The organism is Alkalibacterium sp. f15, assembly GCF_049389645.1.
Classification (GTDB): domain Bacteria; phylum Bacillota; class Bacilli; order Lactobacillales; family Carnobacteriaceae_A; genus Alkalibacterium.
In genome coordinates, this window is sequence record NZ_CP186540.1 from 2420792 (window position 1) to 2434930 (window position 14139).

Below are 14139 nucleotides of genomic sequence, written 5' to 3' on the forward strand. Positions count from 1 at the left end.
CAGGTGTACATCATTTTTTTATTTGGATGTGTGCTTGATATAAATGAAATTAACAAGACCAATATTTTTGGCTATATATAAATGGATAGGTTTAGTTTGATAATCTATAATTATTATAGTGTGAAATGAATACTTATAGATAAGGAAGTCAAAAAAATGAAACAGAATAAAATGGGAACCATGTCAGTCAACAAGCTCTTGATCAGTATGTCCTTACCGATGGTGTTATCGATGCTTGTCCAGTCTTTATATAACGTTGTCGATAGTATCTTTGTGGCTCAGATAAGTGAAACGGCCTTGACCGCCGTTACGCTGGCTTTTCCGATCCAGAATTTGATGATAGCCATACAGGTGGGAACAGGGGTCGGGATGAGCGCCCTGCTTTCGCGGAATTTAGGTGAAAATAATTTCGAGGATGCCAATCGGGCAGCCAGCAATGGTGTGTTCCTTTCGATGATCCACTATCTCTTCATCCTTGTATTGGGTTTGACCATGGTCCCGCTCTTTTTCAGGAGCCAAACGAATGACCCGGCCATAATCGAGCAGGGCGAAGCCTATGTACGCATTATCATGATTTTTTCTTTTGGGCTCTTCATGCAGATCATCTTTGAAAAATTGTTGCAGGGGACCGGTAAATCCATTTATTCGATGTGGATACAGGGAACGGGAGCGGTCATCAATATCATTTTAGATCCCATCCTTATTTTCGGCTGGTTTGGATTTCCGGCTTTAGGCGTTACCGGTGCGGCGATCGCCACAGTTATTGGGCAAACGGTTGCGGCACTGTTAGGTTTTGTCTTGAATTATTATAAAAATAACGACATCAAACTGCAGTACCGCCGTTTCCGTCCGGATCTGAAAACGATCAAGCGCATCTATGATGTCGGCGTGCCTTCCGCCATTATGATCGCGATCACGTCGGTCACGGTCTTTTCGATAAATAAAATTTTGATGCAGTTTACCCCAACGGCCATTGCCGTCTATGGTGTCTACTTCAGACTGCAGAGTTTCGCCTTTATGCCTGTGTTTGGGCTGAACAACGGCATGATACCGATCGTGGCCTTCAACTATGGCGCCCGTAATAAAGAGCGCATCAAAGAAGCGATCCGCCTGGGTATTTTATATGCCATGGGGATCATGTTGTTGAGTCTGGCTGTTTTCCAGTTCTTCCCGGTCGTGTTACTGAATCTATTTAATGCGTCACCTGAAATGCTGGCAATCGGCATTCCAGCCATGCGTATCATCAGTTTAAGCTTCCTGTTTGCCGGCTTCAGTATCATCGTAAGTACGGTGTTCCAGGCTTTCGGCAAAGGCATGTTCGGTTTGTATGTCTCGATTGCCCGCCAGTTAGTCGTATTGATCCCGTTGGCCTATGTCTTTTCTTTATCCGGAAGCATCGTGGGGGTATGGTGGGCTCACCCGATATCTGAACTCGCTTCGGCTATCTTGTGTATTTACTATCTGAAAGTCATCTACAAAAAGTATGTGGACCCGTTACCGGATGAACCGATCATTTCTGAAAGTCATTAATTACTATGCACGCTGTTTCTCCAGAAAGGTGGAGGAGCAGTGTGTTTTTTGTTTTCAAAGTGCTGAACAAAGAAACACTATAGAAAAGCGCAGGCTCTATTAAATGCAGTGAGGTAAAGGTTGGTGGCTATAAAAATGAAAGATAGACAATTATTAGAATGTTATAATCTGAGCATGCGCATTTATTAGATAACTCAAATTATGTATTGTGAACGCTTTCTTATCAACTCGTTTCTCTGTATTATATAATATAACTCTTATTATAAGATTGGAGGTTTTACCCTTTTTAGCTTTGATCTTATTTCAGCCTTAAAGCTTAAGTCGATCATAAAAGGAGCGTGGTTAGTTGTTTTAAAAAAATGGTTAGTGTTTTGGTAGGCAATGTTTTATACAGATGGAGTAAAATCGACCAGAAAACAGGAGGAACAGCATCCATGAACAACAAGAACAGTATCGCCCGAAAACTTGGTTTACTTACATGTGTCACTGTAATGTCTGCATTAACTGTCACACTGCCCAACGAGGCACAGGCAGAGGAACACAGCACTAAACTGACGATCCTTGGAACGACCGATGTACACGGCAATATTTATAACTGGAGTTATGAAAACGGTAGAGAAACGGATGACAGCGGACTGGCTAAGATCTATTCCGTTGTTGAAGATGTTCGTGCCGAGAACCCGAATACGCTTTTGATCGATAATGGGGATATCGTTCAAGGGACGATACTGACTGACGATATATATAATGTCGACCTAAGTTTGACCAATCCGATGATCGATGTCATGAACTTTATGGAGTACGATTCAATGACTTTGGGCAACCATGAATTCAACTTTGGCTTGGATCTGGTCGATAAAATCATGGAAGAAGCAGAATTCCCGATACTTGCTGCCAACGTCAAGTACAAAGAGGACAACAGCTATCTGGCTCAACCTTACACTATCGTAGAGGTCGACGGTATCAATGTCGGGATCATTGGCTTTACGAACCCGAACATACCTAAATGGGACGGGCCTAAAGTAACGAATCTGGATTTCGTAGATTTTTTAACAGCGGCTGAAGAGCCAATGAAAGAATTGAATGAAAAAGCAGATATCATTATAGCCACAGCTCACGCCCCATTTACGGGCGGATATGAAGAAGCAAGCGGGTACATAAATGATGATGCCCAAGACATACTTGATGCTTACCCGGAAATCAAGGCACTTATGGTAGGGCATAGTCACTCACTCGTAGAAGAAAGCTATAACGGTGCAGTCATCGGTGGCGTGAATGATACCGGTTCACAGGTGGCTCGATTCGACCTGGATATCTCGTTTGATGGTGACGACTATACAGTAGACAGCAGTACGATCGAGCTGATCTCTGTTGAAGATTATGCAGCATCTGAAGAATTGAAAGACTATGCAAGAGAATACCACGAAACAACGTTGGACTTTTTAGATGAAGTCATCGGTCAAGCATCTGGGGACTTTGTTCCAACGCCTGAAGTAAAAGGTATACCGGAAGCACAGTTGCAGGATACAGCAGTGATCGACTTGATAAACAATGTTCAGCTGGCAGCAACAGGCGCAGACGTTGCCGGAGCTGCTCTCTTCCAGCAGCACTCCAATCTGGAAGCTGGAGACCTGACTTATGCGGATATTTTTGATATCTATAAATATCCTAATACCTTGGTGGGCGTAGAAGTTACGGGTGCTCAGCTGAAAGAATACATGGAATGGTCTGCCAGCTACTATAACCAGTACACTGCAGGCGACGTCACGATCAGTTTTGATCCTGGAATCAGAGGCTACAACTATGATATGTTCCAAGGCGTGGACTACAAAGTGGACATCTCAAAGCCTCAAGGCGAGCGCATCGTCGATCTCATGTTCAATGGTGCCCCATTGGAAGACGATCAGATCCTGAAACTGGCCATCAACAATTATAGATTCGGTGGTCTTCAAGGTATGGGCATCGTTACAGAAACACCTTACTTTGAATCTGATCCAAAATCACTTAGATCATACATTGCAGATACGATCAGAGAAGCTGGAACGATCGATCCTGAAACAGACAACAACTGGGAAATCATTGGGGCAGATCTGGATCATTCGCTGAGAGACTACATCATCGGTGAAGTCAATGCCGGCAATATTGAACTGGAAGTTTCGCAAGATGGTAGAAACTACAATACAAAATCGTTGAATGCGATAGAAATGATCGAAAACGGTGAGATCCCTGAATCCGTTCTTATCGAATATGGTCTGATCGAAGATCCTAATGCACCAGTAGACGAAGAAGAACCAGAAGAAGATAAGGAAGATACAGAAGATACAGAAACACCGGTAGACGAGGAAGAACCAGAGGAAGACAAGGAAACACCAAAAGAAGAGGAAGAACTAGAAAAGGATACCCAAGAGAAGGAAAAACCAAAAAAAGAAAAAGAACTAGAAGAAAATACTGAAGAGAAGGAAAAACCAGTAAAAGGTGACGACGATAAAGAGACACCTGAAGACACTGAAGAACCCGAAACAGACGACGAAAAAGAAACAGACACCGATTCTGAAGCTGAAGGTGAACGGCTGCCTGAAACTGCTACAGCCACTTCGACGATTGGCCTTGTCGGTTTAGGAAGTTTTTCCTTAGGTACAGCTGCGTATTTAGTCAAAAAGAAAATCAAGTAAGGGTTAAGTAGTAGTATTTAATACCCCTTTTTTAATAGGGTAAGGCAAGAGAAGAAATAGAATCATAGACTAACTGTCGCACGCTTTATTCCGTATTATAAACGGGAGAAAGCGTGCGATATTTTTTTGTGAAATCACGGGCTGTCTATGTTAAGATAATAGAATAAATGATTAGAAATAGAGGCGATATTAGATGTCATATTCAGCACAAATGATCCAAGCAATACAAAATGAAGATTTAGACCAGGCGGACGTTTATTTAGAGAAAGCTCTGTCGGAGGATAGCGAGGAAGACCTATACGCACTGATTGAAACCTTGTATGATTTAGGCTTTTTAAAAGAAACGAAACAAGTCGTGACGCACTTATTGACCCAGGTTCCCGATGAGGATGGACTCAAGCTCACGCTGGCTGAAATCGCGATCGAAGAAGGCAACGAACTGGAAGCTTTTGAATGGCTCGAACAGGTGGACGTCAGCAGTCCTTATTACATCCAGGCCTTACTTGTTTCCGCAGACTACTATCAGACGCTCGACTTGCCGGAAGTGTCCAAGCAGAAGCTGATCGAAGCCAAAGAATTACTGCCTGAAGAACCCGTGATCGATTTTGCCTTGGCTGAGCTATTGTTCACCAGTGGCATCTATAAAGAAGCAATCAGGTACTACGAAAATTTACTTGAAGGGCACCACCTTGAATTTGCCGGAACGAGCATTCATGGCAGGCTCGGCAATGCCTACGGGGCCATCGGTGACTTGGACAACGCCATCGATTACCTGAAGGAAGCCGTTGAGATACAGGAAACCAGCGACCACTTGTTCCAGCTCGGTTATGTTTATTTTCAGAAAAAGGATTATACGCATGCCAGCGAGTTGTTCCATAAAGTCAAAGATCTGGATCCAAGTTACACCTCTGTTTATGTGTATCTGGCTAAAGGTTATCTGGAACAGCATGACGAAGAAAAAGCCTTGGAGATCATTGAAGCAGGGCGATACTATGATAAAGAAAATCCGCTGCTTTACAGTATAGGAGCCGAAGCCAGCTTAGCTTTAGGAAACGCTCAAGCGGCCGAAGACTATTACAAACTAGCCCTGGACCGCGATCCGGAGAACTTATCCATCACGCTGCATCTGTCTAATTTGCTCCTTGAACAGGAACGTTACCAAGACGCGCTCGTACTCATGGAAATGAAACTGGAAACCGGCGAAGAGGATCCGCAGCTCTTCTGGAACAGCGCCATAGCGTATAACGGAGAAGAAGAGTTTGAAAAAGCCCGGGAAAATTATGAAAAAGCGTATTATTCGCTAAAAGATACACCAAATTTTGTCAAAGAATATGCCGTATTTCTGCGCGAAGAAGGCGACCGTGAAGGCTTTCTGCGTGAAGCAAAACGGTATGTGACACTTGAACCAGACGATTTGGAAGTTATTGAGTGGATTAGGAATGAAGAACGCTAATAAATTTGGTATACTATAGATGAGGAAAAGGAGGGGAGTATCCATGTATAGTCGTGTTCAGCTAAAAGATAAAAAAGCGTTTCTGAAATGGTTTTTACAACGCTATCAGATGAAGCGCAGAGAATCGATGTGGATTTTAAACTATTTACTCAATCACGATATCGTGTTGAATAAAACCAAGTTCGTAGAAGAAGCGGATAAAACTCCTCGAGGAATCAGAATGGGAACCGTAGGAACAGAAGATGAAGCGTTCCGCTTTTACAAGGACGGACAGGAATTTGACCATCCGGAACAAGCTTTTCACGAAGTCAGACTCAACTGGCACACTGATTTGTATGTTGAATTGCTTTTTCAGGATTCGTGGTTGTCGCCGGAATACGCAGAAGTCCTAGAAGATAATCCGTATGCCAAATGGAATGATCGTATGCCGCAGGAACTTGACCAACAGGTGGATGAAGCGGTCGACAGTTTCTATTTACAGGAAAAGAAACATCAGATACTCAACGATATCGACCGAGCTCTTGAAAGTGACAATCGGGAAGATTTTTACTCACTTACAGAATCTTTAAAAGACATTGAAACGAAACTAGAAAACGAAGTCTCACCTTCATAAATAAACTGAAACGAGGAGAATCACGTATGACAGAAATGAACGACATGCAAAGTAGAGTAGACCGATACATTAGCCAATTCAAAGACGGCTATTTTTCTCCTCTCGTTCAGTTGGCCCGTCTCTCTGAAGAAGTCGGCGAACTCGCGCGTGAAATCAATCATGTATATGGCGAGAAGCAGAAGAAACCTTCAGAAGCAGAAAAGCCTATGGAAGAAGAAATCGCGGATGTGCTCTTTGTGCTGATCAGTTTGTCGAATTCATTGGATATCGACTTGTCTGAAGCGTTCGATCTAACGATGAATAAGTTCGAGTCGCGAGATCATTTCAGGTTCGAGCGTAATGACGGTCAGACACGATCAGACTCAACTAGTTAAGTTGTAAAGGAGAGAAAGAGTGTTAGAGAATAGCTTACATCTCTAGATGCTCGACTATATGATGAAACAGGTCCCTATTACAGGTGTATTTAAAAAAGCGCTACCTGTGCTGGAAACGATACAGGAAGCCGGATTTGAAGCGTATTATGTCGGCGGAAGCGTCCGTGATGCTTTGCTTGGAAAAGACGTCAACGATGTGGATATCGCGACCAGTGCTTTTCCGGAAGAAATCAAGAAGCTGTTCAAAAAGACAGTGGATGTAGGTATCGAGCATGGAACAGTAATGGTTTTGATGAATGATGAAAGTTATGAAGTCACAACATTTAGGACCGAATCGACGTATCAAGATTTTAGACGTCCTGATTCGGTCACTTTTGTGCGCTCTTTAGAGGAAGACCTGAAGCGCCGTGATCTGACGATCAATGCCTTTGCGATGGATCAGACGGGTGATATCCAGGACTTTTTCGGTGGCGAACGGGATCTGGACGAACAGATCATCCGTGCCGTTGGAAAAGCCGAAGAACGTTTCAACGAAGACGCCCTGCGCATGATGCGTGCCGTCCGTTTTGCTTCTCAGCTGGGTTTCCATCTGGAAGCGGACACCTTTTATGCCATCGTGGTCAACGCGCATTTACTGGAGAACATTGCGATCGAACGTATCCGGGTCGAATTCGTCAAGATGGCGATGGGCAAATATGTCAGACAAGGGTTCACTGGGTTTGTTGAAACAAATCTTTATGCTTACTGTCCTGGACTGGTTCATGCCAGAGATGCGCTCGAAAACTTTGCGAAAGTGATCGAGCCGATCCAACGTGAACGCCAGATGTGGGCATTGCTTTTATATTATTTAGGAATACAACGTGGTAAAGAGGCCCGAGCGTTTTTGAAGAATTGGAAACTGTCCAATCAGCTGTTGAATCAGAGTGCTGACCTGCATCAGCTGCTCTTATACCGGCTGCACTCCGAACAGACCAACGAGACCGTGTACCGGTATTCCAAAGAGTTAGCGCTGGATGCCGAAACGTGTTTGGACCTTATCAATCAACCGTTTGATAAAAAAGCGGTCGAAAACATCGATGCAGCCTTACCGATCCATTCCAGAAAAGAGCTGGCCATCGACGGTAAAATAGTGATGGCTGAAAATCAACAACGCGGAGGCAGATGGCTGGGAGATGCCATCGAAGCGGCGGAGCGTGCAGTTGTGAGAGGCGATATTGCGAACGAAACAGCTGAGATCCTTGATTTCTTGAAGAAAAATGACTATGTTTAGCGACAATGATATGTCTAGCGATAATGAGAGGAGGAGACAAAATGAAAAAAGATCAATTATATGCGATCGTCGATATCGAAGCGACTGGAGCGAGTATTGGAAAAAATGAACGGATCATTCAGTTTGCCTGTGTGTTGATGAAGAACGGCAACATTGTTGAAACGTTTGATTCATTTGTCAATCCTTCTCGCAAAGTCAGCAAACTGATTCGAGATCTGACGGGGATTTCTTCCAAAGACCTGGCAACAGCGCCTTATTTTGAAGATGTAGCGTTGCTGATCCATCGTTTACTGGAAGACACTGTTTTTGTCGCTCACAATGTGAGTTTTGACTTTCAGTTTTTAAACGAATGTTTTCAGCGTGTGGGTCTGCCGCCATTGACCATCCCCGCAGTGGATACGGTGGAACTGGCGCAAATTTTATTTCCGAAAGAAGACAGCTACCAACTGAAAGATCTCACGGCTTCGCTCGGGTATGATTTGAATCATGCACATAATGCTTTATTTGATGCATATGCGACCGTATTTCTTTTAAACAAACTTTATGACAGACTGAAAAAATTACCTTTAGTGACGGTGGAGACCTTAAGTGACCTATCCGAATCGACAACAGCAGATACCTCACTATTTTTCAGACATGCACTGGAACGAATGAAAGAAAATCCAGCCGACCTGGATGACTCACTTATTATTATCGAAGGATTGGCACTCAAGAAACCAGGTCTCAACAGCGAACAAGAACGGTACCGTGAAACACTTACATATCCGTACAAAGACGAAGATAAATTAGCACAGCTTGAATCCCTCGGGTTACAGTACCGTGAAAGTCAGAACCAGATGATGAACACCGTCTTTAATTACTTCAAGCAAAACAGACCGGACTATGTTCAATTTATTGAAGCACCAGCGGGTCTAGGCAAGACGTTCGGGTATTTGTACCCAAGTTTATATCTGGCAACGCTGAAAGAAAAAATCGTGTTATCGACGTATACGAAAGTGCTGCAGAGGCAGTTGGTTGAAGAAAGCTTGCCTAGGCTGACACGTGTTTTGTCGTTTGACAAATCGGTCGCTTTGATGAAAAGCCCGAGTCATTATCTGTCCTTGACAGCTTTTTATACAAAATTAAAAAACGTGGATCCCACAGACACCGAAGCTGGCTTTTGTATGAAGGTACTGGTCTGGCTGACTGAAACAGATGAAGGCGATTTAGAAGAAATCGGTTTGGACAAGACGCTTCAGCATCCTTTCTGGAATGAAATAAGAAGTGTGCCCCATACCAAGCTGCAGTTCAAAGCCTTCGAATCAGTAGATTATGTGACCCGCAGAGAAAAACGTCTGGAGCAGGCGGCGATTCTGGTAACGAATCACGCTTATTTATTTTCTGAATGGCAAAGACAGCCTGACCGTTTTGAAAACGTGAAGCTGATACTAGATGAAGCGCATCATGTTCCCGATGTTTTGGATCAAAACGCGACCATCACTTTGTCAACGAAATCGATCACCAACGAATTGAAACGGCTGGGATCAAAAGACAAGGAAGAGACGCTTTTGTGTGAGTGTCAAAAACTTTTACCCTCAGATCACCTTAAAGCCTACCAGCTGGACACCTTGCACGCGATCGTTCAGTTGTTTTCGGAAGAATGGGAAGAATGGAGCAGAAAATGGATCGTCTGGCTGATCCATGCGCCAAGCTATGATGACCGGATCATCGAATGGAAAGAAAAAGTCATTACGTACGCTGACTTGCCGCTGGACATCAAACGCGACACGAAATTTTTGAGTAACAATCTGCAGGAACTGGTTTATGTAGGGCAACAGCTAACGGCAGTTTTAAAAGACGAAGACGTGACGCTGACCCAAAAAGAAAAACGAATCTTATCTAAAATCAAAGCGATCCTGGATCATTTTGAAACGGTGATCACACGGTTCAACTATTTATTTTTAAACAACACGCAGATAAATCAAACGGGGGTCCGCTTTTATTCCAAAAACCCATTGCTGACCTTGTCGTTTGCGCGCTTTGATCAGGAAACCAAAGAAGTCCTGCTCAAGCAGTTCAATGCCGCGCCTCACGTGATCCTTACGAGTAGTACTTTGGCAGTAAACAACTCGGTCTCTTATCTGGTCAAACAGCTAGGGATAGAAAATAATCGGTTGGATACGTATGAGTCACCTTACGATTATGCCAATCAGGCAAGATTGTTTGTGACCACCGACGTGGATACGAATGTGCTGAAGAAAACGAGCGTGTCGGTTGCATTTATCACGGATCAGATCGACAGGGTGTTGAGTCAAACGGACGAAAACTGTCTGGTTCTGTTCCGCTCGCACGATATGATCCAGCACGTCTATCAAGCCTTGAAAAGACGCAACCATTTGCGAGACAAGACTATTTTGGCCCAGAACATTTCAGGTAGTTCGACCAAGATCACTAAACAATTCAAAAAGGCGAAACAAAGTGTCATTCTAGGCTCAGATACCTTCTGGGAAGGCGTCGATTTCCCACTGGATGAACTGAAAATCGTGATCATCACTAAACTGCCCTTTGACTCGCCCGAAATGCCGATGGTAAAAAAACGGCATCAGGAATTGAGAGACAGAGGCGATAATCCGTTTGTGCACGATGTTTTGCCGCGGGCGGTCATCAAATTCAAGCAGGGACTGGGCCGACTTATCCGCAGTCAGCAGGACAAAGGCGTGTGGATCGTTTTGGACCGCCGGTTTGTAGAAGCGAGCTATGCTTCCATTTTTGTAAACTCTTTGCCAGCTCAATTGGAAGTGGAAGAACTTCCACTCGACCAGATCGTTGAGGAAGTGGCTGAATTCTTTGAAAAGAAAGAAGTATCGCAGTAATTTAATTTAATCGTGCTTTTATCTAAAAGCCTTATTTATTTCTGATGACTGATTTGATATACTGAGAGAGTTGATCAGGAAAGACAAAAAGAGGAGATTCAAGTGAAGAAAGTAATTATAGGCCTCGTTATTGCATTGAGCGTGTTCATCATCGGTTCCGTGTACATTTATCAGCGAGCCAATGCACCGTTTGCTCGCGCTGAAGACGAAACCATCGCTTTTATATCTGAACGGACAGATCTCGACCGACCCGAAGACTTCTATTGGTACAATGGGGAGGAAACGACTTTTTCTGTGAGAGGGTTTAATGACGCAGACGAAGAAAAACTCTACATCGTTAAACAAGAGGGTGGTGCGATCACAACTGTCGCTGCATCTGAAATGATGACCGAACAGCAAGCGATCAGTCAAACGAGGCAGGCAAGAGAGCCGAAAAAAATATTAAATGCTAAAGTCGGTCTATTAAATGACATCCCAATTTGGGAAGTGACTTACAGAAACGATAATAATCGATTGGGCTATTACATCATCAATTTACAAACTGGTGAATGGATACGGACCATTGATAATATTTAGACGAAGGAGATTGCCTAGTGGAAAAGATACAAATTATAGACTCAAAAAAACATGTCGGTGAAAAAGTTAAGATAGGTGCCTGGGTTGCCAATAAACGCTCAAGCGGAAAGATTGCTTTTATCAGTCTGCGTGACGGTTCAGCCTTTTTCCAAGGTGTTGTCGTAAAAAGTCAGGTAGAAGAGGACGTCTTCAACCAGGCGAAAAACTTGACTCAGGAAAGTTCCGTTTGGATCACTGGAACGATTTCGGAAGATGCACGGTCTAAATTCGGTTATGAAATACATATCGAAGACATTGAAGTGATCAGTGAAGCGGTGGATTACCCGATCACCCCGAAAGATCACGGGACTGAATTCCTGATGGACAACCGTCACTTGTGGCTGCGTTCAACGAAACAGCACGCCATCATGCAGGTCAGAAATGAAATCATTCGTGCAACCTATGAATTTTATAACAACGAAGGCTACGTTAAAATCGATCCGCCTATCTTGACAGGCAGTGCGGCTGAGAACACGACCGACCTGTTCAAGACACAATACTTTGATCGCGAAGCATACTTATCACAAAGTGGCCAACTGTATATGGAAGCTGGCGCAATGGCGATGGGAAGAGTCTTCTCTTTCGGTCCGACCTTTAGAGCAGAAAAATCCAAAACCCGTCGTCATTTGATCGAATTTTGGATGATCGAACCTGAAATGGCATTCATGGATCAGGACGATTCGCTTGAAGTGCAGGAAAAATATGTAGCTTATTTGGTACAAAGTGTACTGGATAATTGTGATCACGCGCTGGATATTCTGGAACGTGACAAAGAATTGCTCAAGAAATTTACAGAGTTACCTTATCCGCGTGTTTCTTATGATGAAGCCGTTGAGATGCTTCAGAAAAATGATTTCGACGTCACTTGGGGTGAAGACTTCGGTTCGCCGGAAGAAACGTTCATTGCTGAACAATTCGATAAACCGGTCTTTATCCTCAACTATCCTAAGGCCATCAAACCGTTTTACATGAAGAGACATCCGGAACGCGACGATGTTGTCTTGTGTGCCGATATGATCGCACCTGAAGGCTACGGAGAAATCATTGGTGGTTCTCAGCGTGAAGATGACTACGAGACCTTACGCCAAGAAATCATCGATTTTGGCTTGGATGTAAAAGAATACGAATGGTATCTGGATTTACGCAGATACGGCAGTGTGCCGCATTCAGGATTCGGGCTAGGACTGGAACGCACAGTGACCTGGATCAGTGGAACAGATCATATTCGTGAAGCGATCCCATTCCCACGTTTGCTCAACCGCATTTACCCATAAAAACAGTAATCAGACCGCTTATGTTAGGAGGATTGGGACTTAAAACCCGGTCCTTTTTTCATAAAATCGAAAGAGCAGAGGAGGTTAACGATGAACCAAGATCCCTTATTCGAATGGATAAGTGCCGGAACAATGGCCATACCGAATTATTTGTTGAAACATTATAAAAAAATCGGTTTAGATAACGATGACCTGGTGACGCTCCTTCAGTTGCTCTCGTTAGTTGAAAATGGCCAGCGTTTCCCGGACAGTCAATTACTGGCTGAACGCCTGGACGTTTCACGAGAAGAAGCGTTTAAAGCGATCCATCAGTTGATGAAGAAAAAGGTATTGACGATCGAGACACGTAAAGATGAAGAAGACAAGACCATCGATGAGTTTTCTTTCGATTTACTGTATGAAAAACTATCCGCGCTGCTGCATCAGAGTATAAAAAAAGAGGAAGAACAAAAAGAAGTTTTGGCCTCTAAAAATTTGTATCAGTTATTTGAAGAGGAATTCGGCCGCAGTTTGTCCGCTATGGAGATCCAGACATTGAACATCTGGGTCGAAGAAGATAAGTATCTTCCTGAACTTATCGAAATGGCTTTGAAAGAAGCGGTCTTGAATCAAGTCTACAGTTTGAAATACATTGACCGCATTCTACTCACTTGGGAAAAGAAAAATATCCGGACAAGAGATCAAGTCGAAAAAGAATCCAAACGTTTCCGAAAAAATCAGTCCAACGACGTAACGAAGGAAAAATCTGATCCGGATGAGAAGCCTGTACCTATGTATAATTGGCTGAAAGACAAATTTGACAATTAATCAAGCTTAGAGGAGCAATCAGTTTGGCTGAAACCCCAAAATTACTCACAGCAATAGAAACAACAGAATTAATAGAAGCAATCGGCGAATTATATCCCAATGCGAAAGCGGAGCTCACGCATAAAAATACGTTTGAACTGCTTATCGCCGTTATCATGAGCGCGCAGACGACGGATGTGGGCGTGAATAAAGTCACCCCGTTATTGTTTGATGCTTACCCCACTCCGGAGGCCTTGATGGCAGCTGACGTTAAAGATATCATGGACAAGATCAAGACGATCGGTCTGTACCGGAACAAAGCAAAATTTATTAAAGAATGTTCGCGCCAGCTGGTTGAAGACTTTAACGGCGAGGTGCCCGGCACGCATAAGGAGCTTCAGAGTCTGGCAGGCGTCGGCAGAAAAACAGCCAACGTGGTCTTGAGTGTGGCCTTTGACGAACCGGCGATTGCGGTCGATACACATGTCGATCGCATCAGTAAAAAATTCAACATAGTGGATCAAAAAGCTACGGTGGTTCAGGTAGAAAACGCCTTGATGGAAAAACTTCCCAAAGAGTTGTGGAGTATCGCCCATCACCGCCTGATTTTCTTCGGCCGTTACCAATGCCCCGCTCGTGCGCACGATCATGATGACTGCATAAAAAAAGTAAGCGAGATCATAAAAAAAGAATCATAATT

At 43.7% G+C, this 14139-nt stretch carries 11 protein-coding genes; all 11 read left to right on the forward strand.

The window, feature by feature from the left end:
• Positions 1 to 156 precede the first annotated feature (156 nt).
• Entirely contained in the window at positions 157 to 1530 is a 1374-nt protein-coding gene (locus ACO1PF_RS11395) for an MATE family efflux transporter (protein ID WP_423189180.1), read from the forward strand.
• A gap of 434 nt (positions 1531 to 1964) precedes the next feature.
• Complete coding sequence (locus ACO1PF_RS11400; protein ID WP_423189181.1) at positions 1965 to 4202, forward strand: bifunctional metallophosphatase/5'-nucleotidase; 2238 nt, start codon at positions 1965 to 1967, stop codon at positions 4200 to 4202.
• Positions 4203 to 4395: 193 nt separating this feature from the next.
• Entirely contained in the window at positions 4396 to 5655 is a 1260-nt protein-coding gene (locus tag ACO1PF_RS11405; protein ID WP_423189182.1) for a tetratricopeptide repeat protein, read from the forward strand.
• A gap of 43 nt (positions 5656 to 5698) precedes the next feature.
• Positions 5699 to 6268, forward strand: a complete 570-nt coding sequence (locus ACO1PF_RS11410) for a ReoY family proteolytic degradation factor (RefSeq protein WP_423189183.1) — start codon at positions 5699 to 5701, stop codon at positions 6266 to 6268.
• A gap of 26 nt (positions 6269 to 6294) precedes the next feature.
• Positions 6295 to 6642: a nucleotide pyrophosphohydrolase gene (locus ACO1PF_RS11415; RefSeq protein ID WP_423189184.1), complete on the forward strand. Its 348-nt coding sequence runs from the start codon at positions 6295 to 6297 to the stop codon at positions 6640 to 6642.
• A gap of 61 nt (positions 6643 to 6703) precedes the next feature.
• The gene (locus tag ACO1PF_RS11420) at positions 6704 to 7912 is read left to right on the forward strand and encodes a CCA tRNA nucleotidyltransferase (RefSeq protein WP_423190552.1); all 1209 of its coding nucleotides are present in this window, start codon (positions 6704 to 6706) and stop codon (positions 7910 to 7912) included.
• Between the two features lie 41 nt (positions 7913 to 7953).
• Positions 7954 to 10764, forward strand: a complete 2811-nt coding sequence (locus tag ACO1PF_RS11425) for a helicase C-terminal domain-containing protein (RefSeq protein ID WP_423189185.1) — start codon at positions 7954 to 7956, stop codon at positions 10762 to 10764.
• A 102-nt stretch (positions 10765 to 10866) separates the two neighbouring features.
• Positions 10867 to 11340 carry a DUF5590 domain-containing protein gene (locus tag ACO1PF_RS11430; RefSeq protein WP_423189186.1) on the forward strand — a complete coding sequence of 158 codons (474 nt, stop codon included), beginning with the start codon at positions 10867 to 10869 and terminating at the stop codon, positions 11338 to 11340.
• Between the two features lie 17 nt (positions 11341 to 11357).
• Positions 11358 to 12653, forward strand: a complete 1296-nt coding sequence (asnS, locus tag ACO1PF_RS11435) for an asparagine--tRNA ligase (RefSeq protein ID WP_423189187.1) — start codon at positions 11358 to 11360, stop codon at positions 12651 to 12653.
• Between the two features lie 90 nt (positions 12654 to 12743).
• Positions 12744 to 13460 (forward strand): DnaD domain-containing protein, encoded by a 717-nt coding sequence (locus ACO1PF_RS11440; RefSeq protein WP_423189188.1) that lies wholly within the window; start codon positions 12744 to 12746, stop codon positions 13458 to 13460.
• Positions 13461 to 13483: 23 nt separating this feature from the next.
• Positions 13484 to 14137: an endonuclease III gene (gene nth / locus ACO1PF_RS11445; RefSeq protein ID WP_423189189.1), complete on the forward strand. Its 654-nt coding sequence runs from the start codon at positions 13484 to 13486 to the stop codon at positions 14135 to 14137.
• The last annotated feature ends 2 nt before the right edge of the window (positions 14138 to 14139 follow it).